A 22,823-nucleotide genomic window follows, 5' to 3' on the forward strand; every position below is an offset into this window, starting at 1 on the left:
CTTTTTTGTAAAGGAAGGAGAAAATGAGCGTCAAAAGAGCAGGGATATCCAATCAAAGCACGAATGAAGGCATAAGCCAAATATAAACAAGGGAGCGAAAAACATGGCCGGCGGAGATTGGTATATTTGGGTCGCCGAAGTCGAGAAAAAAATCGTCTCTCATCTTTTAGAAGTCAAGGGATCGGAACTCAGATTCACCTTGCAATTGAAAAGTGGTCAAAAGAAAAGGAAGTTGAATTTCTTATCCTTTGGCCAAGTGCTGACAGCATTAAGTTTTATTCCAGGAACGGTTTTTTCCCATCCAAAGAAGCCATGGAAAAACATTGGAAATAGCTCAATGCAAAACGCAAAAAACAATTATTGGCAACAAACATATGTTCTGGTATGATCGTAGTATCGAATTGAAGGAGGCTTCCGCTTGCTTCCCATAGACCCGTCGAAACGCACGCAAACCGAAGAATGGCTTCATAGCATCCATTCCGGTCTGCACGCTTATTGCTTATCTCTCTCGCGTCATGCGTGGGAAGCCGATGACCTCGTTCAGGATACGATGGTCCGGCTCCTCCGCGTGATGGAACGAGATCCGGGCAAAGTGATATCCCGGACGTATGTTTATCGCATTGCCCGGAATCTCTGGATCGACCGGTACCGCAAGCGGACGCGATCCGGGATGACGCTGGCGGACGATGCGATTCAAGAGCTGGCGTCTGATTCGGATTTTGCGATCGACACGCGCGAGATGTTGGATTCCATTGCCCGTCTCCTGAACCCCAAATCCGTCGTCGTGTTGCTATTAATGGATGTGTTCGATTTTACGGCCAAAGAAACCGCCCATATGATCGCCTCTACGGAAGGCGCGGTCCAGGTCGCTCTATCGCGGGCCCGGAGGAGGCTGCGGGATATGGCCGATATGGCGAGAGGCGAAGATCCGAAAGTCCGCCCCGCCGGAGCGGCTCCCGATCCCGTCTGGTTTGAAGCTATTCTAAACGGGTTTCGCAAGCGTAATCCGAAAGCGATTTACGAAGCCTATTTGCGGCTCCATGAAGGGGGGGTCCGCTTACGCGGCTTGCGCAGCATGGGAGGCCGGCTGTTTTTTACTTTTCAGGATCCGGACGGTAACCTGCTTATGGTGAGTACATAATTTTTTTATGTGTTGTATGGTTTCGCCGCTGCCGTTCGTTATATGGATGACTCTACACTTTAAGGAGGATTCCAAACATGGAGATTGTTGATCAAACGGAAAGCGTGAAGGGTGAATCGGGAGAGCAGCCAATATCGAGTCCGCTCTTAAACCGTCCAGGTGCCGTATTTATTCCCGTTCGGGACATTGAGAAGGCGCGGGATTGGTACTGCCGCATATTGGGTATCCCCTCCAGCACCGTCACAATCATGAACGGCCATCTGTGTTCGCTGCCCGTCGACGGGTCCGGGATTATTTTGGACACGATGCCGATGTGGGGCGGCAACGCTCCTGGCGGAGCTCCAACTTTCCGGACGCCTGCCTTTATGCTGTTGACGGAGGAGTTGGACGCATCGTACGCGTTCATGAAAGATCATGGAGCGGAACTTGTTACGGACATCCAAGACGATCACTGGTTTGTTTTCCGGGATCCGGACGGCAATATGATTATGGTGTGCCGGGCATAACGGGCAGGCTGGAGAATGCAAGTCGGGAGGGGAGCGAATTGTTAGAACGAATCGACCGGGTTATTCTTCCCGTACGGGACGTGGCGAGCGCAGCTCGCTGGTACGTCGAAACGTTCCGTTGCAGCATCTTATCGCAAAGCGCAACCGAAGCTTTGCTCAAAGTGGGAGAAGGCGAGACGCATCTTGCTCTCGTGTCGGACGAGAGCGGACGGGCATTGGGATATTTGGATTCGGAAGGGCATGTGCCGAGCTTTAATTTCTACACCCATTGGGAGCACTTGCATCAGGCCTGGTTATCGCTGCAGGGCGTTCGGACGACGGAGATCATGCGGACATCTTATATGAACGTAAACGAATTCTACGATCCGGACGGCAACGTTGTCGGTCTATGTCACGAGAAGGAATCTTCCTTATTTTATACGCCGTCGGAGGAAGAAGTGCCTCCGCTCGTCCACCGGGTCCTCGCCGTATTTCTTCCCGTGCTGAACCTGGAAGCCTCGATCGCCTGGTATACCCGGATGTTGGGCTTCGAGCTGATCCATCATTGGGGGCAAGGGGCCGACTTGAAGGTCGGCTCGGGAGAGACGGTCGTCACGATGATCGTGATGAACGAGGAAATTCACCGGCAAGTCATTGAGAAGTCGGCTGGCTCTCCTTATTTTTCATTGCAAACATCCGATATTGAGCGCGTTTATGGCTCGCTTTGCAACGTAGGAGCGGTAACGGGGAAAAGGCAGCCGCGAGAAGGCTGCTTCGAAGCCGTGTCCCCTGAAGGTCTTGTTTTCATAATTCGGGAAAGGCATTACGAATTTGCGGGGCTTCCGAGATATGGATGAACGCAATGGCGAGGAGATAGAAACACGCAAATGGAAAGGGAGTCGGTTCAGGTTGGATATGGCCGCAGGGATCATTAACACTAGCGTCGTGTGGAAAGACGCATTTCAGGTTGTAGGAGAGAAAATCAGGTTCACGCCTTCTAAGGACGTCCCGCCTTCGGAGAACGAGATCACCCGCTTATGGCCCAGGTTTAACGAGAGGGTTGGGGAGATCGGGCATGTCGCCGGGGGAGCGTACGGACTTAGCTTGTTCGGTCCTGAATGCGTACCGGGCGGACCTTTCGACTATATGGCGGCCGTCAGCGTTTCTGAGGCCGATCGGTTGCCTGAAGGGATGACGGCGGATTTCTTTCCCGGCGGCTTGTACTGTGTCGTCACCCGGCAAGGCGTCATCGACGAGATCGGCACGGCGTTCCGTTATTTTTGGGAGGAGTGGCTGCCCCAATCCGGCTACGCGTACCGAAACGGCGTGGAAGTCGAGTATTACGACGAGCGTTATTACGGAAATGACAATCCTGAGTCGGTTATGGAGCTATGGATACCGATCCGGCCGGCTAACGAAATTCCGCTCAGAAACCGGGTCGGCGGCGCTTTCATCCATGTGACGGATCTGCGCAGAGCCGCGGAGTGGTACAGTCTGCTGTTCGGACTGCCCGTCCGGGAGGAACGGCTGAACGAAGGACCGGTGTATTGGTTCGACATGCCGGGTACTCATCTTATTCTCGATTCCGATGCGGCTAACGGGGAGAGCCCGGCGCGGCCGCGGTTTATGCTCGACGCGCTAGACATCGACGCGGCGTACCGCTATTTGCAGGAGAAGGCGGAGCCGCTATCCGAGCCGGAGAGACACGGCCAGCTTGCGTTTCTGAATTTCCGGGATCCGGATGGAAATACGTTGATGGCATGCTGGTCCGGCGAACCGGACACGGACTCCGTGCTTCAGGGGAACAGCCCCATCCTGCCCCGGATCGGCGGCGTATTCGTGGATGTGAAGGACATGCGGTCGGCAGCCGGCTGGTATTCCGAATTGCTCGGGTTGCCGCTCGACGAGCAGAACGCGGATGATCCGGTCTATTCGGTTCCCGTAACCCGCGGGGCCGCCCTGCTGCTGGACCGGAACCGATACTTGAACGGGGACGATTTCACCGAGCTACTGTATTTGGAGACGGAGGACTTTGAGGCCGCTCTTGCGTATGTGCGGGAACACGGATTTCAGCTAGCCGGGGAACCAAAACATTTTCACGATTTATCCGAGTTTGCGCTGCTGGACCCGGACGGCAATCGCATCGTCGTCGCCCAGATGAAGGGTTGAATAAAGCGTCCGGGAATGCGGGAAAACGTCGCTCCTGTTTAACGAGGTTGCGAGACCGGTCCATATTGTTTTGCGGTGCACCAAAAACAACAAAATAAACCCGCCGGCTATCGTTTTCGATAATCGGCGGTTTTTCGACGGTGCTTTTGTTTGGTTACTTATTCCTTTTCTTCTTCGGATGCCCGGTAAGGACGCCTTGCGGCTTCTTTGATGTTGCGGTCGATTTCGGCCTCGCCTTGGATTTCGACGGCCGCCTCGACTTGATCGTTCAGCTGCTCCTCGGCTTGTCCGATTCCGTGCGCGCCTTGATGGTTTCTGCTTGTTGCCATTGGTTTATTCCTCCCGCCTTATTGTACGGCTGTCTGCCTCAACCTTACATTACACATAATCGAAAAGGATTATGCGGCGGAGGACTTTCGAACGATACGAGCGATAAAGATCGTATCTCATTTTAAAGATGAAATTATGAAGGAGGAGTAAGGATGCCAGTACAGCAGATTGGCGGTGTATTCGTTCCCGTTACTCAATTGGAGCGTTCGATTTCGTTTTATGCGGAGACTCTCGGATTGGTATGCCGTGGAATCGAGGATTGGGGAGACGGAAAAAGAGGGGCGACGCTGTTCTTCGATCCGCATCCCGAACATGCCGCCTTGCTTACCTTGGCTGAAACCAAGGAGCCATTAACCGCACAGGCGAACTTGAATTTTAACTTTAAATGCAATCAAGCTATGGAATTGCATGCCGAGCTGAAGGCAAAAGGGTGTCGGGTAACGGAGATCGAGACCTGGGATTCGCCATGGAATCATCATATGATGTTCGATGCTTTCGATCCGGACGGCCATCGAATCAACTTGATCGAAATGGTGCCCGTCGCGAAAGCGGCAAAATAAGAAGGGAGCCGCATACCTGCGGCTTTCTTTTTTATATTTTTTGCCTATGAGGGATATGAACGTTCGGGATTGAAATGGATAAAACAACTGTACGGAAGCTATAAAAAGCGATACATTAGAAGGTAATAAAAATGAATATAAAAAGGGGAAGTGCGAGCATGAGGTCCGATCGATTAGCAAAAGCGATCCAATTGCGGGAAGAGGGACGTGCCAAGCAAGACCAGAACATTCTGAAGGAGGCCAGATCGGTTCTCTTGGACTTATTGGCGGCGTACCCGGATGACGCGGAAATTCATTTTCAAACAGGCGTGGCTCATGACAATTCCGGTTTAGGACGAGAGGCCATTCCTTACTATTTGCGAGCACTTGAGCTTGGTATCGCCGGGCCGGATCGAGAAAGATGCTTGCTGGGGCTTGGCAGTACTTATCGAGCTTTGGGACAGTACGAGAATGCGGAAAAGACGCTGCGCCAAGGCGTAAATGAGTTTCCGCATAACCGGGCGCTTCAAGCCATCCTTGCAATTGCCCTTTATAATACGAAGCAGCACAAAGAGTCGGTGGAGCTCCTGTTAACGAATCTGTTGGAGACCACGACAGACGAGAAGCTTCAATACTTTAAACGGGGTCTTATGTATTATGCGCAGCACTTGGATGAAACGTGGTGAGGTCCCTTTCCTTTATAAGCAAGAGCTCTTGAAAACGCATCCAAGAAGGGGCGTCGCGTATTGAGACGTTGTGGACTGGAACGCATCCGATATGTTGCCGTTAATGAACGATCCGAACATTCGGGAGCTTGAAAAAACGTCACGGCTCAATACTGCCCATTACCAAAAGCGAGTACGATGCCCTATTAGAAAAATGGGGCAGTTAGAAGTATAGGCGATTTGGAGAAAAAAGAGGATTGTTAATATAAATGTGTAATATTAATAATTGCATTAATAATAAAAGGAGGCATGATTATGGTTCATGCTGTAGCCGGACTATACGAAAAGGCCGGAGTTTCGGCATCGGGCGTCGATCGGATTCGCAATGCCGCAACCCGGATGGTCGGGGAAGGGATAACGCCGGCGCAAGTCGTATACGCGGCCCGTAGAGGAGTCGTTATCGTTCATCAGGCAGACGGGAAGCTTGGGCCCGATCCGGAGGCTGTCGATTTGACGGTTGATGCGTTGTTTCCGGTGTGCTCGATTACGAAGCTGTTTACGGCTACATCCGTCATGATGCTGGTGGAACAAGGAAGGGTAGGGCTGAACAGGCCGGTATGCGACTATATACCCGAATTTGCCGGCGAAGGCAAAGAAAACGTACGCATTCATCATTTGTTAACGCATACATCCGGACTCGACAGCGAAGCGATATGGCTGAGCGATAAAGAAACGTTCTCCGGCCTTTCTCAGACGGACGCCTCTCAAGACCCGGAAACCTATAGGGTTCTGCACAGCATATATCGGTGTCCGTTAAAGAACGAACCGGGGGAGGTCATGTCTTATACCGGATATGGCTACGAGCTGCTCGGAGAAATCGTAAGGCGAGTGAGCGGGTTGACGCATGACGCTTTTGCCGCGAACCATATTTTCGGGCCGCTTGGGATGCGCGACACCTATTATCGTGTTCCCGACGAAGCGCGAAACCGAGTCGTCAGGCGTTCGCCCGATGCCCCCTGCGCAGAGTGGATCGAGACGGAAGAGTGTCTGAACTCCACTTCCGCCGGCGGCGGAGCTTATTCGACGGCGAACGATTTGGGCATATTCGGACAAATGTTTCTGAACGGCGGAAGCTATAATGGAACGCGCATATTAAGCCCTGTATCGGTGAGGGAAATGACGAAAAATCAAATTCCCGGGGTATCCTCGGAATATCGGGACGAAGTGTTCCCCGAAGCTTACTGGGGTTACGGATGGGCGGTCAACGGGATGAAGCGGGACGGAGGGGATCTGTTCTCGCCCGACGCCTACTCCCATTGGGGTGCTGGCGGTCCGTTCGTATGCGTAGATCCGGTTTATGAGACGGTTACCGTGCATCTGTCCGTGGAACTGGACCACCGGAAGCCTTTCAAAAACATGTACGCCGATTACTTCAACAATACGGTTTTGGCGGCCATAACCGATTTATAATTTGCAGTTGAATCAAAAAAAAGAACATGTACATCTGAAGAAGCCGCAGCTATGCGGCTTTTTCCATATATACATCATTATATGATGCAGCGATCGCGCCGATTATAGCAACAATGTTCCATGATGATACGTTTATTTTATTGAATCGAGTTATAGCACCGGCAATTTAGAGCCAATAGATTTATTGATTAGGTTTCGTATAAGGGTAAGGCATGACCGAAATGTGAGCGAGCCGTCAGCGTCAAAAGGTTTTATTCAACCACCCTTTCAGTTACGATGATTAATGGAGTCATTTTCCAATACCGGTGGCAACCTGTTATCCGCAAACGGAGGGATAGAACTGGAAAACTATGCATGTCTATGCGTGATCAGCGGCGAGCCCTACCGATCGGGCACCTGCGTGGATCTAAGCGCGGATGAGACGTTAATCGGCCGAATATCCAAACAATTGACTCCGGATTTGGCCTTTACGAACGCCTTTATCTCAAGGCGGCATATCGTCATCCGGAAAGAGAAGAACAAGGCGGTACTCTATGATATGGGCAGCCGCCATGGAACGGAGATCAACGGCGTAAGGCTGACGCCGCACCATCCATATCCTCTGAACAACTTCGATATCATTAAACTCGCAAAAGGGATGGCCATTCTCCATTTTTCCTATATTTTTGCCGATCAGACCCTTGAAATCGAACCGCTCAGCGTCATCAGGAAGCCGGAAGCTCAAGAACCGCCGTTCAAGATTTTTTGGGAGAAAAGGGAATGTGTGGTGGAAGGCAAGCGGATTCCGATGTCCGAAAAAGAATATTTGCTGATCCGTGTGCTGCATGAGAATGCGAACCGCCTCGTTCCGCTCGAAGAAATCAAATCCAGAGTGTGGCCGGAAAGGCCGACGGGAACGGACGGCATCCCGGATGTGACGCTCGACGAATTAAACGCCCTTGTCTATCGGGTACGCAAAAAATACGGCAAAGACACCTTTCTTATTAGCGCAGTACGCGGCAGCGGCTACGTGCTTGAATCGGAATCGATATTGTCATAACGAAAGTGGGAATACATCATGAAAATTATACAAGCGGAGTATTCAGGTCCGTTGAACGGAAAGGTACATATACCGGGTTCGAAGAACAGCTCGCTAGCTCTGCTTGCCGCCGCGTGCCTGGCGGACGATATCGTAACGCTGGAGGGCATCCCGCGCATAGACGATGTTCGTATCATTGCGGGGATCAGCCGCGATATCGGAATGGAGCTAAAACAGGAAGGCCATCAAGTCGTCATCGACCCGCGCTGGATTCACAGCGCCGTAATCGATCCGGGGAAGGCTTCGAGCTTTCGGGCGTCTTATTATTTTGCAGGAGCGCTGCTAAGCAAAATCGGCAGAGTTACGATCGGATTTCCGGGAGGGGACGATTTCGTTTCAAGGCCGATCGATCAGCATATTAAGGTGTTTCAAGCGCTCGGAGCTCAGGTTCATATCCATCATGATTATTATATCGTCGAAGCCGCTGAGCTGAAGGGCGCGGATATTTATTTCGACACCGTCACGTGCGGCGCGACGATTAACGCGATGCTGGCGGCTGTGCGGGCCAAAGGGCGGACGCAGCTGCATAACGCGGCCGTGGATCCGGAAGTGGTCGATACGGCGAATTTCCTAAACCGGCTTGGCGCACGAATTTACGGCGCGGGAACGGAACGAATCCGAATTGAAGGCGTTTCTTATTTAAACGGGGGGATGCACACCGTAATTCCGGATCGGCTGATTGCCGGGGCTTTTCTGATGGCGGCCGGGCTCCAGGGTGGTCAGGTTACCGTCAAGGATGTCATCCCCGAGCATCTTGGAGCCTGCCTCGCCAAGCTGGAGGAGGTAGGGATGCATGTGGAATGCGGCGAAAGCCATATTACGGCTTACGGTACAGGCAAGCTGAAGGCAACGCGGATCCGGACGGGCATGTATCCGGGCTTCGCCACCGATTTACAGCAGCCGATGACCTCGCTTCTGTTGCACGCCAAGGGAAAGAGCATCGTTACCGAGCGCATCTTCCCGAAGCGGTTCGCGCACGTGCCGCAGCTGAGGCGGCTCGGCGCAGAGATCGAGCAGCGGCAGGAAAGCATTTTTATCCGTGGCGGACTTCCGCTCCAAGGCGGATGGGTTCATGCAACGGATGTGCGTGCCGGAACTTGCCTGCTTCTGGCCGGTATAGCGGCCGAAGGGACCACGTTTGTCACAGGCGTCGAGCATATCGAGCGCGGCTATGAGGATGTCATCGGAAGCTTCCGAGCTATCGGAGCCAAGCTCTACTTGCGCGAGCTGGATGCTCAGGAGCTGCCCGGCCGGATGCATAGACAAGGGTAATTCATTTATCGCCTTAGATTTAAGAAAGTCTGCGGGTTTTAACTGCGCAGGCTTTTTTTCTTTATCTTGGCATGTTCGTCACAATGCAATGGTGGTCCCTAAAGGGCAAATCCGCGGCTGCAGCTTTCGGGAAGACGATTTCCTGCCTCGGCCGCGGCGATTTTCCTATCCGAATAAATTAACGAAATTGTTAGAATCTAATAAGAAAAAAGGTGGCAAATCACGTGATCATAAAACTCGAACCTGTGGAAGTAAGCCTTACAGAAGAAAACGATTCGGTTAAAGTTAAGTCTGCCTTAACTTCAGCCGAAGTAGGGAAGTTATGGACGACCTTTATGGGGAACAGCATGGCCCGCTGCGTCCTGCGCTACTTTCTTCAGCACGTGGATGACGGGGATATCCGACAAGTGTTGGAGGAGGGGCTCCGTTTAGCCGATCGGTTCGCACAAACCGCCTCGAATATTTTAACCGGGGACGGTCATCCGCTTCCGGTCGGTTTCACCGAGGAGGATGTAAATTTGGGAGCGCCCCGGCTGTACGCCGACGAGTTCTACCTGCATTACTTGAAATATACCGGTAAAGCGGGAATCAGTATTTATGGAATCGCCGTGCCGTTGATGAGCCGGCGGGACATCCGGGAATTTTTTACGGAGTGCCTTTCTTCCACGATCAAATTAATGAACGATGTGAACGATTTGCTGGATGCGAAAGGTTTTTTAATCAAGCCGCCTTACATCCCCGCTCCGGAAAAAATCGATTTCGTGAAAAAGCAGCGGTTTTTGAACGGTTTCTTCGGGGATGTCCGTCCGCTTCAAGCGCTGGAAATCACCCATATTTACGACAACCTCCAGAACAACGCGACAAGCTGCGCCGTTTTGGTTGGCTTCTGCCAAACCGCAAAAATAGATCAGGTCCGGCAATACTTTAAAAGAGGGAAGGAAATCGTCCTGAAGCAATACGATATTTTAACCAGGCTGCTGCATAAAGACGATCTGTCGTCTATTCCGTTGATGAATCATCTGGTTACCGACTCCACGGTATCTCCATTTTCGGATAAATTAATGGTAACCCATAAAATGGATATGTTTACGATGCGAACCCGAACGTATGGCAATGCTCTTTCGTTCAGTGCAAGACATGACGTAACCGCCGCTTTCGCGAGGTTCATTATCGAGGTGGGCAATTACGTGGAAGACGGAGCCAATACCTTGATCGATATGGGCTGGATGGAGCAGCCTCCGCAAGCGGCGGATCGCGAAGCATTGTCGAGACAGTAGGTGTAGTACAATGTCCAGGACGTCCCGAATTGAGACGTTATTGTGGAGCATCGCTTTTCCAGGATTCGGTCAGCTCCTTAACGCCAAATATATAAAGGGCATTTTGCTGATCGTTTTGGAGTTTTACATTAACATGAAGGCCAACTTGAATTTGGTAATCATCTCCAGCTATCACGGCGATATCCGGACTGCGATCGAGCAAACGAATTACCAATGGCTCATGTTCTACCCTTGCGTCTATATGTTCGGAATTTGGGATGCCTATAAGGATGCCGGGGGAGGCGCGAAGCCGCATGCTGTTCTCCCTTTCGCGTTCGGGGCCTTTTTCGGGACGGTCGGAGTCATTTTTTCGCGGGATTTCCTGGGGGGGATGTGGCTTGGGTTACTCGGAATAGGCGTCGGCGTTCTGACCGGAACGGGGCTTCGCATAATGCTGCGGAACCGTTATACCACAATTTAAAATAAGGAAAAAATTTGGCAGTTTGGGGCTGACGGTAAGCTCCAAGCTGTTTTTTATGCCTCATGACAGGTTTGGGTGAACAAACGAAATTGAATTTTCGCTAATTATGACCGCCCCGATCATGTACGCTCCATTTTTGACACTCTAACGGCCGGATTTCGTACGGTCCGGGTCTCGAGCCGGACTTCTTTTTATGTTAATCTTGGAGCTTTTGGTTATACTACACAACAAAATCATCGGAGGAGGGATATGTTTTGCTGCGGATCAAAAGTCGAAAACAGAGTATCAATAAAGGTTCAAACCGGCTTGAGACGGCAAACCTTCCTCTCCCCGAAGAGCTCAATGCGGAATTAAGCACGATGCTCGCGATAAACGAGAAGGTGCTTAGAGAAACGTTTCAGTCTTGCTCCGATATTATTTTTCGCTTCATTTGCAATAGCCCTAAAGTGCTGCTAGTTTACGTCGACGGTTTAATCGATAACAAAATGCTGGATATGATTGTGTTAATGCCTCTCCTTCATGATGGAGCATCCGGCGATCCCAACGATTTCCCGATTTCGGGACAGCTTATCCAGGAACAGCTGCTTGCCGTCGCGCAGGTTCAAACCGTTTCGACTTTTAACGATGTCGTCAACGGGATACTGAGGGCGAACATCGTCCTATTGGTCGACGGAGAGAACAAAGCGATCATCGGAGATCTGAAAGGCTTCGAAAAACGGGGGGTCGAAGAACCGGAAGCCGAAATTTCCGTCCGCGGACCGAGAGACGGATTTACGGAAACGTTACGGATCAATACAAGCTTAATCCGCAGACGAATCCGCAGTACTAAGCTGAAAATGGAATCGTTGACATTAGGTCGAGTTTCCCAAACCGACATCGTGATCGCGTATATCGAAGGGATCGTTTCCGATACAATCTTGGAGGAAGTGCGCACAAGAATAGGCCGAATCCGGATCGACGGGGTACTGGAATCGGGTTATATCGAAGAGTTTATTGAAGATGCTCCTTGGTCGCCTTTTCCGCAAATTCAAAATACCGAGCGCCCCGATATCGTATGTGCCAGTCTGCTGGAAGGGAAAGTCGCGATTCTTGTCGATAACACCCCTTTCGCGCTGATCGTTCCGATGACGTTTTGGACAGGCTTGCAAGCCGTGGAGGATTATTACGAACGGTCCATCTATACGACTTTTGTTCGATTGGTTCGTTATTCTTTGTTTAATATCGCGCTGCTGCTCCCGTCTTTGTATGTCGCGCTCTCAACCTTTCATCAACAGCTCATTCCTACGAACTTGCTCATCAGCATCGCTAATTCAAGAGAAGGAGTCCCGTTTCCGACATTTGTCGAGGCGTTGTTGATGGAGTTTATGTTCGAAGGACTTCGGGAGGCGGGAATCCGCTTGCCCAAGGCCGTCGGTTCGGCCGTCAGCATCGTAGGAGCGCTTGTTATCGGACAAGCCGCCGTACAAGCGGGCATCGTATCCGCGCCCGTCGTAATCGTCGTAGCCACGACGGGAATCGCTTCGTTTGCGATCCCGCGTTACAATTTCGGGACGGCCTACCGGCTTCTTCGTTTTCCAATGTTGATCTTAGCGGGAGTATTAGGTTTATACGGAATTATTAGCGGGCTTTTTCTTATGATCATCCATCTCTTAGGCCTGCATTCGTTTGGAGTTCCGTATATGAGCCCGGTAATTCCGCTCATTCAAAACCTGAAGGATGTATTCATACGCGCGCCCAGATGGTCGATGACCATGCGGCCCGCATTTTTCTCCGGGCCTAACCGGAAACGTATTCCGGAAGGCCAACAACCACGTCCGAAACGAGGAGGTCAAGCGAATGATTAAGAAATGGGGGGGATGCTTCGGTTTAATTCTCTCCCTTTTTTTAGTATCGGGTTGTTGGGATAGTTCGGAAGTAAACGAAATTGCCCTTGAGCTTGCTTGGGGGATCGATAAAGCCCCGGATGATAAAATTAAGATCAGCGCCCAAACCATCATCCCGTCGAAAATTAGCGGCGGGCAGAGCGAAGGCGCTGCCGGAGGAAGCAAAGAAAAACCTTATTTCGTCGTCACGAGCGACGGCCTCAATACGCTTGATGCGGTGCAGCGGATGCAGACGAAGCTTTCCCGGCAAATGTTCCGCGGTCACCGGCGGGTGATCGTCATCGGGGAAGAGATGGGCAGGCAGGGGTTAAAGGAGATATTCGACACCTACACCCGAGATCCGAATCTTAAGCTGCGAACCGATATTTTTATTGTCAAGGGGGGGACCGCCAACCACTTTTTAAACCTCTCGTACCCGTTAGAGAGTATTCCCGGTCTCGGAGCTTTAGGGGAATATAATCAGCTGGGAACAACGGCTGAAGTCGCGTTGTTAAATTTTTTGCTTGCCGCGACCAGCGAAGGAACTTGTCCGACCGCACCCTCGATTGTAATTGGCATGAACTCTGATTCGCAACAAGAACAAAATCAAAACCAACAATCCGGAACGGAAAAAGAAGGGTTTCGAATCGCAGGTTCCGCTATTTTCAATAAAGATTTGAAACTGGTTGGATTTTTGAATTTCAAGGAAGATCTCGCCCTACGCTGGATAACCGGGAATCTTAAGGAGCTGACGGTTCCAGCAAAAATTCCGCAAGAGAAAGGCAACGTCAGTATGGACGTGTTCAAGGTAGGCAGAAAGATTGAGCCGGTCTACCAAGGGGGAAAGCTGAAAATCGACGTTACGTTAACGGGCAAAGGAGCGATTCGGGAAAACAACACCGATCTGGATCTTACGCAGACGGAGAACATTTCGCTATTGCAAAGCGCATTGAACAGACAAGTGGAAAAAAAGGTGCAACAAACGATTACCAAAGTACAGCAAAATTACGGAACGGATGTGTTTGGGTTCAGCGATGTCATTCGCCGGAAAAATTTGCCGTTATGGAGATCCATAAAAAACAACTGGGGAGAGGAGTTTCGGGAAGCCGAAATCACCGTAACTGCCAAATTAACGGTTCGACGGATAGGCGTAACGGGGCCTTCGCTGCATTTGAACCCGAACGAGGTCAAGAAATGAAGCTTCATTTCGCCAATCGCCGAAACCACGTCACGATAAGAAGGAGCGTGGGCAAGATCAAAAGCATAGGTACCCATATATAGGGAACGAATATTTCAAAGTGATGACGATATATGTGCTCGGCAATGTTTCGAGACATCGTCATTCCCAGCAATAGCGATATGGCGCATGCCGGGAGGATCAGTACGCGGTAACTTTTGATCTTCGTTAACTGCTGTAACCCTTTTACCGCAGCGAACATTAGAACGACGCTCTTTAAAAGCGCCGTCATCAAAAAATAAAGAGCGCCGAACATCTGTATGTTTTCAATAAACTGTCCGATGCTAATGACGCTCAGTAAAGTGTAAAGCGGGTACAAAAAGCCCGAAAACATGTTTCCAAAAACTAAAATAGCCAAAACATCAAAGCAAGTGATGACGATTCCGGACAATAAAGTGGCGAAAACGGTAATCTTCATCACTTTATTCGTGTTTTTGGCTTCCGGCCAGAACATAGCGAGGATGATCGTCTCCCCAAAGGTTTGCGTGATGCCTGACGGATAAACGGTTTTCCAGACAGGCCCCCATCCATGTTCCAAAGGGGGGAGTAAATTGCGGAAATGCAAGACGCCGGAACCGGCAAGCAGAACGACTTCCGTACAAAACAGGATTAATACGATAGGGAAAAATAATTCACCCAGCCTACTAACTCCTGCGATGCCTTCATATACGCAATAGGCAATGATTGCGGTAAATATCGCGGTAACTACGATGAGCGGCGTATTCGGCAATAAAGCCGTTGAAATCATATCCCTAATATCCGCGATAATCCGTCCGGCAGAGTACAGAAACAAAAGCGGGTAAAAAAAAGCAATCGGCGTCCCGATCCAGCGCCCGAGTTGAGCGGGAAACCATTGAACCAGCGTTAACCCCGGATTCATCCTCATTAAAGCAATATTCATCAAAATGACAAGTAAACCCAAACAGATGGAAAGCAGTTGGCCGATCCATGCATCCCGGCCGGCTTGACCTCCGAAGCCGAATATAATCGTCGTGCCTAATTGGTAAATAAATGTAATTGAGAATAACTGGAAGTTGGTCATTTTATTCATTATAACCTCTCGATATCGTCTGACTTATGATCCAAATCGCTGCGCAGAGGAGTTATTCCGTTGAGGCATAAGCAAGACCGACAGCTAATGCATGATTCGTCCACATCGCCTTCTGCACAAGCTCGGATTGGTCGGCATCGCACTGCACAATGACCGTAACCTCCGGACTCTTCTTTGAATGCCGTATTTTCGGCTTCTGAATGATAACTATAATGCCAAATCCAATACCAAAGCCGATAAAGGCAGCCGCTAACCCGCTAATAATCGGACCCCACGGCATAATAAACCCGACGCTGGTGCCGATGACGGACAGTGCCGTAGCACAAGCAAGGCCAACCTCTATTCCTTTGGAGTAGGAATCCTCTTTTTTTTGTTTGGCCGAAACATATTCTTTGGCATCGCTGTCCATACAGACGACAAGAAGCTGGTTTTGTGCGATTCCTATTTTCTCCAGCTTGACGAGCGCTTGCTCAAGCTCGATCGAATGCCGGAAGGTACCGATTATAATCATGCATTTCCACCCGATTTACTGAAAATTTGCACAGCCGAGCAACGGTACCGATGTGTCAGATACTGGCGTTGCTCCAGGCTGAAAAGCCGATTATGTTCTTTAGCGTTTATGTAAGCCTGGTAAATGGAACCGCCCATCACGGAAGGCATGAACATCAGCCAATTCATTCGCAATATCGGGATAGATTCCGTTATCCGCCCATTTAAAATGTAGATAAGCGATTCATGAACATGAGATAACGTCAAGTAAATCCACCACCAAGTAATCGCAAAAAAAGCTAGGCCGATCCGATGATTGTAAAACTGTCCCATCCCCGGGAAAAAGATCGAAAACAATGCCGCTACAAACGGGCTTTTGCGCTGAACGTATTGAACTTCGGACGTAAAAAGCCGCAGGTTGGGAAGGGGCGCATTCTCAAACTCCGCCATATCAACAAGCCGATTCCGGTATAAAGCCAAACGGTAGCTATCCCATATCGCGACAAAAAAAAGAATGATATAACCGAGAATCCATCGAGGTTCCAAAATGGCTTTCGCTTGTGCAAAGCGTCCGCAAAAACTGAAAACAATCGCCTCGTTAATATGGGATAACGAATTAAAGATCACCTCCGATAAGGTAAGAAACGTCGCTCTCAAATAATGATTCAGCAAAAAATGGCCGAAGCCGGGAAAAGCAGCGGACCACCAAACGATCATTAAAGGATGGTACTGATGGATCGAAGTAACGCCGAACTGGGTTAACCTGGCCATTGGGTAGCGGGATGGTTGCATACGATTCCTTAACGCTCCTTTCTAATCGAATGGCGGCTGCTTCAGGCTTGACCATAATTGCGTGCGCCTGATTTAGCCGTTAAAATGCGATTCAAACGGCTCAGCAGCTGAAGGAGAGCGATCTGTAACAAAAATAATATAAAAACCGGCCATATTCCCGATGTGATTAAAACATCCAACTGAATAAGCCAAAGCAGGCCGCCTCCGATGCCGGCGAGTATAACCGCTTTCCAAAGCCAATGGGCCCTCAATGAAATGGCTATCGCAAACAATACGGAGTCCATATGCACGATTATTGTAGCGAAAGAGATGTTATCTCTGGAAGGATCTTCAAACCAGCCGGGCCGATATTCAACTTGGTGAAACAACACGATATAAAAAAACTGAACGGACCCTTGCAGCGATACATTGATAATATATAGGGCAATTAAACGAAAATAATAAGGAAGATCGGCTTCGTTCATTTTGCGCCACAGCCGCTTCCCTATTAGAAAAAGAACAATTAAGCCAATACCCGTATATATGGTTTTCCACCAATGATGCTCGAAAATGTCCAGATGAAGAAATAACTGTTCAACACCCATAAATCCGGCGGAAATGAGCAAAATCCATAAAAAGCTCAGGTTATAGACGGCGATAAAAACGCAAGCGGAAGGGACGATAAACCCGTTGGACACGACGGCGCCAATCGCGCTGTCGTAGAAGAGATCCTTGAAAATTCCGGGCATATATCGGTAACTGTCCAAAATAACGAAAGAGACCAACTCAAAAATATAGATGAGCCCGGAAATGCAAATATAGAATGGAATAAGTTTTGCATTGTTGCATTTGCGCCAAGAGAAGGCGATTAAAACGATACTGGCCGCGATAAGCAATAAATAGGGAACAAAAGCTGGAATAAGATCATCTCCCGGGTATGGATTAAGGATAGTTCTGCCATTTAGTATCCCGTTTATCGCGTATCTTATTCGTGATGATGTCGTTGATTGTGTGGAGAGAAGAACAACATATACGGTTTTAAAGTAAAATTATGGTACAATAACAAGGGGATATATATATTGAAGGAGGCGGCTAAAAAAATGATGCCGAGAATGCTCGCTTGGATCGGCTGCATGTTGAAAGGTATGTGCGCCTTGTTCGCCGTCTTGGTCGTCGCAGCCGGCTGCATAGGGACGTCCGTTGCGGAAACGGAACCGGCGCATCGGGATCCAAATCTTACTCCGGAAAAAGCAAAAGAACTGAAAAAGATATACGGCTTGGAAGAATCGAACCGCAATAATGAAGACCGTATTCGGTATGACTGGGGTTACTCCATTCATTGAGGGTAGAATTGATTCCGAGCGGCATTTAAACTATAATCCATTCTGTAACAGTTAAAGTATAGAGAGAAGGAAGGAATCGTACATGCAAACGTTACAAGGCAAAACCGCTCTGATTACAGGAGCCGGCCGCGGGATCGGCCGCGCAGCAGCCATTGCTTTAGCTAAGGAAGGCGTAAATATCGGCCTTGTCGGGCTCACCTTACCCAACCTTGAGAAAGTCCAAGAAGAGATACAAGCGCTTGGCGTCAAGGCGGCGATCGCTTCGGCTGACGTAAAAGATTTAAACTCGGTTACGCAAGCCGTCGAACAGATTCATAAGGAACTCGGACCGGTCGACATTCTTATCAACAATGCCGGCACCGCCAAGTTCGGCAAATTCCTCGAGTTGTCTCCGGAGGAATGGGAAAATATTATCCGTGTCAATCTCATGGGCGTCTATAACGTTACAAGAGCCGTTCTTCCTCAGATGATCGACAGACAAGCCGGAGACATTATTAATGTCTCGTCGACAGCAGGCGAGCGCGGCGCAGCGGTGACAAGCGCCTATAGCGCATCGAAATTCGCCGTCCTAGGCTTAACGGAATCGCTGATGCAGGAGGTCCGCAAGCATAATATCCGCGTAACGGCGCTGACGCCAAGCACGATTGCCACGGATCTTGCGATCGAACAAAAACTTACGGACGGAAATCCGGAGAAAGTGGCGCAGCCTGAAGATTTGGCCGAATTGATCGTAGCACAACTGAAGTTGAATCCAAGAGTATTCGTGAAGTCCGCAGGTTTGTGGTCGACGAATCCGTAAGGTGTCGGAGGAAAGGGACATACGCGCGTAAAAAGCCGCATAACTGCGGCTTTTTCATTTTTGCGGAAGGAATGAAGCGTTGTCATGTAATAGAATAGCGTAACTTTATAGCGTTCTCCAGCCGGTTCGTTGGGGATTTGGCTGTAGCCGGATAAATCAGGAATCGGGTTCCAGCAGGCGGGAGAGGCGAATGGCTTGCTTGAAATTGGCCGCCTTCCATACTTTCACTTTGCCTCGGTGAAGAAGGTTTTTGTCGCTGATCCTCCACGTGTGTTGGTTCATATTTTCTTTGCGGACGGCCATATAGCCGGACCTGCCGCAGGCATAAATTTTGAAGCCTTTCGCGGCACTGTCGATACAAAATTTTACGCACTCGCCGCGGGTTTGGTCTGGGAAAGCAACCTGGCGGAATACATGACGTTTGACGAGCAGCGTTGCGCCTTGTACCATCCGGACGAACTGATGCTCCTTGTCGCAATAACGCAGAAGCAGCAGCCGACTGCCCTGAAGATACATGTAATGGGCGCGCTTGCCGACGAGATCGGCGTCGGTGCGCTGCATGGCTCGCATGCTGTCCGCCAAATAGTTTGCAGAGTAATGATCGTCGTCGTCAAATTTGGCGATATAATCATATGCGGCCGCTTTCACGCCGAAATTCAGGCATTTGCCCAAAGAGCGGTTCGGCATCCGGTAAATTCTAACATTCTTATATTTTTTGGCCGCCGACCTATACGCCGCCGGATTTATTTCGGGATCATTCAAGATGACGATAAGCTCTTTGTTTTTGTAATTTTGCCGTCCATAGTTTAATAGCAAGTTATTCATGCAATCCGGCCGTTTCGTGCACGCGATAATGGATACGGCAGGCTCAGCATTCCGGGGCCGCTTCATGTCGAAGCCTCATCCGTTTGTTTCCGTTGAACGAACCGCCTTATATTTTTTACGTTGGGGATGACCTGATGATGGGCGATTAACGTTTCGTCGCTAATAATCCATGTATGCTGGAACGAATTTTTCCTGCGAATCGCAACAAAATGATGCCTGTCCCCCGAATAAACCTTAAAGCCTTTTTCCTTGCAATTTAAGCAAAATTGATCGTCCTCGCCGACACTAACGTTCGGGAATTGGACTTTTTTGAATACTTGCCGTTTGGCGATAAGCGTCGCGCCGGGAAGATGGCTGACGGATCGGTTTTCATCATGGGGAAACCGCAGAAGAAGAGTTTTCGATCCCCGCAAATACATATAATGGGCTCTTTTTCCGATCACGTCGGCGTTTGTTTTTGCGAAAACTTCCAAACTGTTCGTTAAGTAATTAGGGGCGTAATAATCGTCATCGTCAAATTTGGCGATATAATTGTATTTGGTTTTTTTTACGGCGAAATTCAGGCAGGCGCCGAGGGATCGTTTTTCCGGCATGCGGTAAACTTGAATCCGTTTATCTTTTGCAGCCAGCTTTTGATAGGGCTGAAGAGGGATATCGTCGCTATTGACAATAATAATAAGCTCTTTTTTCTCGTGGCGCTGTCTTTCGAAATTTTGAAACAGGTTGCCCCTATAATTTTGCCGATTCGTGCAGGTGATAATGGAAACTCCCGGGCGATTCGCAGAGCGGTTTAAATCGGTTGGCATAAGATCAACTCCTGAATCTCTTACTACCAAAATAATATGCAATTAGTAGAAGGGAGGGCACGGCCAATCACCTTGCCTCAAGGTGGCGCAAGACGTATTCTAATGTTGTCTAAAGTGCCGAACCCGCCGCGTGTTATCGATCCTGCATGGAGATGTTGGACGCATTATCGGTCGAAGAGGATTATAATGAATAGATCCATGTATTTCAGTCATCGTCGGAATAAGGGGGGAGATTGTACGCATGTCGATTGAAATAAAAGAGATTGTTGCGAAGAAAATCCTGAACGAAGCGACGGGGTACTTGGATATCGGATTTACCCACTCCTTGAACCCGTACAGCGGCTGCGCGTTTTCCTGCAAGTATTGTTACGTAAGGGAAATGCCGATTCAAAAGTTCAAAGACATCCCTTGGGGGGAATGGGTGGATATCAAAACAAACGCGGCGGAAAATTATCGGACCGAGGTGATCAAACTCCGTCGTAAAAACAAACCCGTCAATATTTTTATGTCTTCGGCCACAGACCCTTATCAACCGATTGAACGAAAGGCCGGGATAACGCGGCGGATTTTGGAAGCGATGATCGAAACGCCGCCTGATCTGCTTCAAATCCAGACACGCAGCCCGCTCATAACAAGGGATATCGATTTGCTGGTCAAGCTGAAAGAGACATGCGAAGTTCTCGTTTCCATGACGATCGAAACGGATCGCGAGGACATGAAGCGAATCTTCGCGCCGTATGCGCCCGGAATCAAATTGCGCATCCAAGCATTAAGAGAATTACATGAGGCCGGGATCGCTACACAGGCTGCCCTTTCACCTGTGTTGCCCTTTACTCCCGATTTCCCCAGGTTGCTGGAGGGAGTCGTGGACCGTATCTGGATCGACACGCTCAATATTGGGGACGGCTCATTGGGCAAACGTTCGGAACGACTGGGGATGCCCCGATTGTTTGAAGAGCATGGTCTGACGGAATGGTACCGGAAAGATATCCATGTTAGGGTGGAAAAGTATTTTAAAAAAACGTTTTCGCCGGAGATGGTGCACGTTTCAAAAAATGAAGCATTTCCAAAACAGACGATATAAGTTTTTGCTTGATTACGAATCTTTGCGCGCAGCGCAACGAATAAAAAGGAGTTTACAATTCCTTTAGCGAATATATCATCCGGCTTGGTTGGATATCCGCAAAAAGGAGCTCATTGCACATGCTGGATCAAACTGCAATTCATCAACTGAAAACGGCGCTAAGAAACAGCGTCGAAAACAATGAAGTGGCAGGCGCAAATTTGCTGGTCATCAAAGACGGTAACGAGTGGTTCTACCATGAAGACGGGCTGGCCGACCGGGAAGCGGGACTTCCGATTGCCCGGGATTCCATTTTTCGTTTGTATTCCATGACGAAGCCGATTACCGCCGCCTCGATCATGATTCTGGTTGAACGCGGCGTCATCGATTTATTTGATCCCGTCAGCCGCTATCTTCCCGGGTTAAAAATCAGACGGTCGAGAAGGACGGCGAACTAGTGCCGGCGGAGCGGGAGGTCACTATCCACGACCTGCTTTCCATGACGTCGGGACTCGTATATGGAGGAAGCCATATGGCCGGACGAACAACGGAGGCTCTGTTCCAAGAAATGGACCGCCGTTTGTACGGCGAGTCGCCGATGGGGACGCTTGAAGCCATGAACCGGCTCGGCCAATGCCCGCTTGCTTTCCAGCCCGGATCCTCTTGGGCGTACGGAACATCGGCCGACGTGCTTGGCGCGGTCGTCGAAGCCGTAAGCGGCATACGTTTCGGACAGTTTTTGCAGCAGGAATTATTCGAGCCGTTGAATATGAAGGATACCGGATTCTGGCTGCCTGAATCTATAAGAGGGCGTCTGGCCAAAACCTATCAAGATAACGGACATGGGGAATTGACGCTGTATACGGGCAGCCACCTCGGCATTGTGCATCAGCTGGACCGGGATCCGGCGTTCGAATCGGGTGGAGCCGGACTCGCTTCGACAATAGACGACGCTGCGAAATTTACGACCATGCTGATGAATGATGGAAGCTTAAACGGCGTTCGAATTTTAAGGCCGCGAACGGTTCAATATTTAACGACGGCGACGTTAACCGAAAGACAATATAAAGGCTTCGAATCCTGGCATACGCTAAGCGGCTTCAGCTACGGCAATCAAATGCGCATTATGACGGATAGCCGCAAAGCCGGGCTGATCGGCAGCAATGGCGAATACGGATGGGACGGCTGGCTTGGGCCTTACTTCTGCAACAGCCCGCAGGACGGTCTCACGTTCCTGTTCATGACCCAGAGGAAGGATGCGGGAACGCTGCCCATTACCCGAAAGCTGCGCAATATCGTATTCAGCGCCTTGTAATCCGGCGGCGGGCCGGGGAGAAATCCCCGCCCGCCGTTTCTTGCAAGAGCAGAGCAGAAGGGCAATGAATCAACCTCCACTATAATTGTCAGAAAATTAATGCAATGATATATTTGGGTTTACATCTTTTTAACAATCCCATGTTATGCTTTCCTTACACCATAAAAGGAGGAGATGCGAATGTTCTATACTGTGCTTATTCTCATCGTTATCTTAATCGGTTGGGCCGTCCTTTCTGCGACGAAGGACTCAAAGACCGGACATAAGCGCCGCAGAAGCAGCAGGGACGACAGTCCTTCTTATGTATACGCAGACTCCGGAAGCTCCGACGGAGGCTGCGACGGTGGGGGAGGAGGCGGCGGCGACTAACCCACGT

General features: G+C 49.8%; 27 protein-coding genes. 20 read left to right on the plus strand and 7 right to left on the minus strand.

Annotated elements, in window-relative coordinates:
* The first annotated feature begins 126 nt into the window (after window positions 1–126).
* From ACFSW5_RS07320 to ACFSW5_RS07340, 5 genes are all read left to right on the plus strand, one after another.
* Entirely contained in the window at window positions 127–333 is a 207-nt protein-coding gene (locus ACFSW5_RS07320) for a GNAT family N-acetyltransferase (protein ID WP_379270773.1), read from the plus strand.
* Between the two features lie 85 nt (window positions 334–418).
* Complete coding sequence (locus tag ACFSW5_RS07325) at window positions 419–1,141, plus strand: sigma-70 family RNA polymerase sigma factor (protein WP_379270776.1); 723 nt, start codon at window positions 419–421, stop codon at window positions 1,139–1,141.
* 77 nt (window positions 1,142–1,218) lie between these two features.
* Window positions 1,219–1,647 (plus strand): VOC family protein, encoded by a 429-nt coding sequence (locus ACFSW5_RS07330; protein WP_379270779.1) that lies wholly within the window; start codon window positions 1,219–1,221, stop codon window positions 1,645–1,647.
* Between the two features lie 38 nt (window positions 1,648–1,685).
* Window positions 1,686–2,483, plus strand: coding sequence for a VOC family protein (locus ACFSW5_RS07335; protein WP_379270781.1), 798 nt, complete (start codon window positions 1,686–1,688; stop codon window positions 2,481–2,483).
* 58 nt (window positions 2,484–2,541) lie between these two features.
* Window positions 2,542–3,795 carry a GyrI-like domain-containing protein gene (locus ACFSW5_RS07340; RefSeq protein ID WP_379271064.1) on the plus strand — a complete coding sequence of 418 codons (1,254 nt, stop codon included), beginning with the start codon at window positions 2,542–2,544 and terminating at the stop codon, window positions 3,793–3,795.
* A 158-nt stretch (window positions 3,796–3,953) separates the two neighbouring features.
* Here ACFSW5_RS07340 and ACFSW5_RS07345 read toward each other — a convergent pair whose 3' ends face one another.
* Window positions 3,954–4,124: a hypothetical protein gene (locus ACFSW5_RS07345; protein WP_379270783.1), complete on the minus strand. Its 171-nt coding sequence runs from the start codon at window positions 4,122–4,124 to the stop codon at window positions 3,954–3,956.
* A 153-nt stretch (window positions 4,125–4,277) separates the two neighbouring features.
* On the opposite strand from ACFSW5_RS07345, the gene ACFSW5_RS07350 reads away from it, so the two are divergent.
* From ACFSW5_RS07350 to ACFSW5_RS07390, 9 genes are all read left to right on the plus strand, one after another.
* Complete coding sequence (locus tag ACFSW5_RS07350; RefSeq protein ID WP_379270786.1) at window positions 4,278–4,685, plus strand: VOC family protein; 408 nt, start codon at window positions 4,278–4,280, stop codon at window positions 4,683–4,685.
* A 131-nt stretch (window positions 4,686–4,816) separates the two neighbouring features.
* Window positions 4,817–5,350, plus strand: coding sequence for a tetratricopeptide repeat protein (locus ACFSW5_RS07355; RefSeq protein WP_379270788.1), 534 nt, complete (start codon window positions 4,817–4,819; stop codon window positions 5,348–5,350).
* 294 nt (window positions 5,351–5,644) lie between these two features.
* The gene (locus tag ACFSW5_RS07360) at window positions 5,645–6,799 is read left to right on the plus strand and encodes a serine hydrolase domain-containing protein (RefSeq protein ID WP_379270791.1); all 1,155 of its coding nucleotides are present in this window, start codon (window positions 5,645–5,647) and stop codon (window positions 6,797–6,799) included.
* Window positions 6,800–7,163: 364 nt separating this feature from the next.
* Window positions 7,164–7,838 (plus strand): FHA domain-containing protein, encoded by a 675-nt coding sequence (locus ACFSW5_RS07365; RefSeq protein ID WP_379270793.1) that lies wholly within the window; start codon window positions 7,164–7,166, stop codon window positions 7,836–7,838.
* An 18-nt stretch (window positions 7,839–7,856) separates the two neighbouring features.
* On the plus strand, window positions 7,857–9,149 hold the full coding sequence (gene murA, locus ACFSW5_RS07370; RefSeq protein ID WP_379270796.1) for a UDP-N-acetylglucosamine 1-carboxyvinyltransferase: 1,293 nt from the start codon (window positions 7,857–7,859) through the stop codon (window positions 9,147–9,149).
* Window positions 9,150–9,373: 224 nt separating this feature from the next.
* A complete protein-coding gene (locus ACFSW5_RS07375; RefSeq protein WP_379270799.1) occupies window positions 9,374–10,426 on the plus strand; it encodes a DUF3231 family protein in 1,053 nt (350 codons plus the stop codon).
* A 10-nt stretch (window positions 10,427–10,436) separates the two neighbouring features.
* Complete coding sequence (locus ACFSW5_RS07380) at window positions 10,437–10,886, plus strand: hypothetical protein (RefSeq protein WP_379270801.1); 450 nt, start codon at window positions 10,437–10,439, stop codon at window positions 10,884–10,886.
* 254 nt (window positions 10,887–11,140) lie between these two features.
* Window positions 11,141–12,730 carry a spore germination protein gene (locus ACFSW5_RS07385; protein ID WP_379270804.1) on the plus strand — a complete coding sequence of 530 codons (1,590 nt, stop codon included), beginning with the start codon at window positions 11,141–11,143 and terminating at the stop codon, window positions 12,728–12,730.
* Window positions 12,723–13,946: a Ger(x)C family spore germination protein gene (locus tag ACFSW5_RS07390; protein WP_379270806.1), complete on the plus strand. Its 1,224-nt coding sequence runs from the start codon at window positions 12,723–12,725 to the stop codon at window positions 13,944–13,946. Before ACFSW5_RS07385 ends, ACFSW5_RS07390 begins: the two co-directional genes overlap by 8 nt.
* A 4-nt stretch (window positions 13,947–13,950) precedes the next feature.
* Here the strand turns inward: ACFSW5_RS07390 and ACFSW5_RS07395 are convergent, their stop codons facing one another.
* From ACFSW5_RS07395 to ACFSW5_RS07410, 4 genes are read right to left on the minus strand one after another with little or no spacing between them, the layout of a single operon-like run.
* Window positions 13,951–15,036, minus strand: a complete 1,086-nt coding sequence (locus ACFSW5_RS07395) for a GerAB/ArcD/ProY family transporter (protein WP_379270809.1) — start codon at window positions 15,034–15,036, stop codon at window positions 13,951–13,953.
* Between the two features lie 52 nt (window positions 15,037–15,088).
* Window positions 15,089–15,547, minus strand: a complete 459-nt coding sequence (locus ACFSW5_RS07400) for a hypothetical protein (protein ID WP_379270811.1) — start codon at window positions 15,545–15,547, stop codon at window positions 15,089–15,091.
* Window positions 15,544–16,317 (minus strand): hypothetical protein, encoded by a 774-nt coding sequence (locus tag ACFSW5_RS07405; RefSeq protein WP_379270813.1) that lies wholly within the window; start codon window positions 16,315–16,317, stop codon window positions 15,544–15,546. The genes ACFSW5_RS07400 and ACFSW5_RS07405 overlap by 4 nt, the downstream gene beginning before the upstream one ends.
* Window positions 16,318–16,358: 41 nt before the next feature.
* Window positions 16,359–17,192 carry a hypothetical protein gene (locus ACFSW5_RS07410; RefSeq protein WP_379270816.1) on the minus strand — a complete coding sequence of 278 codons (834 nt, stop codon included), beginning with the start codon at window positions 17,190–17,192 and terminating at the stop codon, window positions 16,359–16,361.
* Between the two features lie 204 nt (window positions 17,193–17,396).
* On the opposite strand from ACFSW5_RS07410, the gene ACFSW5_RS07415 reads away from it, so the two are divergent.
* Both ACFSW5_RS07415 and ACFSW5_RS07420 read left to right on the plus strand, forming a co-directional pair.
* Window positions 17,397–17,639 carry a hypothetical protein gene (locus tag ACFSW5_RS07415; protein WP_379270818.1) on the plus strand — a complete coding sequence of 81 codons (243 nt, stop codon included), beginning with the start codon at window positions 17,397–17,399 and terminating at the stop codon, window positions 17,637–17,639.
* 82 nt (window positions 17,640–17,721) lie between these two features.
* The gene (locus ACFSW5_RS07420; RefSeq protein ID WP_379270820.1) at window positions 17,722–18,438 is read left to right on the plus strand and encodes a 3-ketoacyl-ACP reductase; all 717 of its coding nucleotides are present in this window, start codon (window positions 17,722–17,724) and stop codon (window positions 18,436–18,438) included.
* Window positions 18,439–18,594: 156 nt separating this feature from the next.
* Here ACFSW5_RS07420 and ACFSW5_RS07425 read toward each other — a convergent pair whose 3' ends face one another.
* Both ACFSW5_RS07425 and ACFSW5_RS07430 read right to left on the minus strand, forming a co-directional pair.
* On the minus strand, window positions 18,595–19,329 hold the full coding sequence (locus ACFSW5_RS07425; protein WP_379270822.1) for a glycosyltransferase: 735 nt from the start codon (window positions 19,327–19,329) through the stop codon (window positions 18,595–18,597).
* A complete protein-coding gene (locus ACFSW5_RS07430) occupies window positions 19,326–20,069 on the minus strand; it encodes a glycosyltransferase (protein ID WP_379270825.1) in 744 nt (247 codons plus the stop codon). The genes ACFSW5_RS07425 and ACFSW5_RS07430 overlap by 4 nt, the downstream gene beginning before the upstream one ends.
* Window positions 20,070–20,310: 241 nt before the next feature.
* Between ACFSW5_RS07430 and ACFSW5_RS07435 the strand changes: the two genes are divergently transcribed.
* The 4 genes from ACFSW5_RS07435 (at window position 20,311) to ACFSW5_RS07450 (ending at window position 22,816) form a co-directional block, all read left to right on the plus strand.
* Entirely contained in the window at window positions 20,311–21,153 is an 843-nt protein-coding gene (locus ACFSW5_RS07435) for an SPL family radical SAM protein (RefSeq protein WP_379270827.1), read from the plus strand.
* 119 nt (window positions 21,154–21,272) lie between these two features.
* Window positions 21,273–21,590, plus strand: a complete 318-nt coding sequence (locus ACFSW5_RS07440) for a serine hydrolase domain-containing protein (RefSeq protein WP_379270830.1) — start codon at window positions 21,273–21,275, stop codon at window positions 21,588–21,590.
* Window positions 21,591–21,631: 41 nt separating this feature from the next.
* Complete coding sequence (locus tag ACFSW5_RS07445; protein WP_379271066.1) at window positions 21,632–22,447, plus strand: serine hydrolase domain-containing protein; 816 nt, start codon at window positions 21,632–21,634, stop codon at window positions 22,445–22,447.
* Window positions 22,448–22,627: 180 nt separating this feature from the next.
* Window positions 22,628–22,816 carry a hypothetical protein gene (locus ACFSW5_RS07450; RefSeq protein ID WP_379270832.1) on the plus strand — a complete coding sequence of 63 codons (189 nt, stop codon included), beginning with the start codon at window positions 22,628–22,630 and terminating at the stop codon, window positions 22,814–22,816.
* Window positions 22,817–22,823: the final 7 nt, after the last annotated feature.

The sequence above is a fragment of the Paenibacillus thailandensis genome, assembly GCF_042685365.1.
GTDB lineage: Bacteria > Bacillota > Bacilli > Paenibacillales > Paenibacillaceae > Paenibacillus_AP > Paenibacillus_AP thailandensis.

Bases quoted from the DNA above. Each gene is read 5' to 3' on its own strand.
- ACFSW5_RS07330 (WP_379270779.1), top strand. From the start codon at position 1,219: ATGGAGATTGTTGATCAAACGGAAAGCGTGAAGGGTGAATCGGGAGAG.
- ACFSW5_RS07340 (WP_379271064.1), top strand. From the start codon at position 2,542: ATGGCCGCAGGGATCATTAACACTAGCGTCGTGTGGAAAGACGCATTT.
- ACFSW5_RS07345 (WP_379270783.1), bottom strand. From the start codon at position 4,124: ATGGCAACAAGCAGAAACCATCAAGGCGCGCACGGAATCGGACAAGCC.
- ACFSW5_RS07350 (WP_379270786.1), top strand. From the start codon at position 4,278: ATGCCAGTACAGCAGATTGGCGGTGTATTCGTTCCCGTTACTCAATTG.
- ACFSW5_RS07355 (WP_379270788.1), top strand. From the start codon at position 4,817: ATGAATATAAAAAGGGGAAGTGCGAGCATGAGGTCCGATCGATTAGCA.
- ACFSW5_RS07360 (WP_379270791.1), top strand. From the start codon at position 5,645: ATGGTTCATGCTGTAGCCGGACTATACGAAAAGGCCGGAGTTTCGGCA.
- murA (WP_379270796.1), top strand. From the start codon at position 7,857: ATGAAAATTATACAAGCGGAGTATTCAGGTCCGTTGAACGGAAAGGTA.
- ACFSW5_RS07380 (WP_379270801.1), top strand. From the start codon at position 10,437: ATGTCCAGGACGTCCCGAATTGAGACGTTATTGTGGAGCATCGCTTTT.
- ACFSW5_RS07390 (WP_379270806.1), top strand. From the start codon at position 12,723: ATGATTAAGAAATGGGGGGGATGCTTCGGTTTAATTCTCTCCCTTTTT.
- ACFSW5_RS07395 (WP_379270809.1), bottom strand. From the start codon at position 15,036: ATGAATAAAATGACCAACTTCCAGTTATTCTCAATTACATTTATTTAC.
- ACFSW5_RS07400 (WP_379270811.1), bottom strand. From the start codon at position 15,547: ATGATTATAATCGGTACCTTCCGGCATTCGATCGAGCTTGAGCAAGCG.
- ACFSW5_RS07405 (WP_379270813.1), bottom strand. From the start codon at position 16,317: ATGCAACCATCCCGCTACCCAATGGCCAGGTTAACCCAGTTCGGCGTT.
- ACFSW5_RS07415 (WP_379270818.1), top strand. From the start codon at position 17,397: ATGATGCCGAGAATGCTCGCTTGGATCGGCTGCATGTTGAAAGGTATG.
- ACFSW5_RS07420 (WP_379270820.1), top strand. From the start codon at position 17,722: ATGCAAACGTTACAAGGCAAAACCGCTCTGATTACAGGAGCCGGCCGC.
- ACFSW5_RS07425 (WP_379270822.1), bottom strand. From the start codon at position 19,329: ATGAAGCGGCCCCGGAATGCTGAGCCTGCCGTATCCATTATCGCGTGC.
- ACFSW5_RS07430 (WP_379270825.1), bottom strand. From the start codon at position 20,069: ATGCCAACCGATTTAAACCGCTCTGCGAATCGCCCGGGAGTTTCCATT.
- ACFSW5_RS07435 (WP_379270827.1), top strand. From the start codon at position 20,311: ATGTCGATTGAAATAAAAGAGATTGTTGCGAAGAAAATCCTGAACGAA.
- ACFSW5_RS07440 (WP_379270830.1), top strand. From the start codon at position 21,273: ATGCTGGATCAAACTGCAATTCATCAACTGAAAACGGCGCTAAGAAAC.
- ACFSW5_RS07445 (WP_379271066.1), top strand. From the start codon at position 21,632: ATGACGTCGGGACTCGTATATGGAGGAAGCCATATGGCCGGACGAACA.
- ACFSW5_RS07450 (WP_379270832.1), top strand. From the start codon at position 22,628: ATGTTCTATACTGTGCTTATTCTCATCGTTATCTTAATCGGTTGGGCC.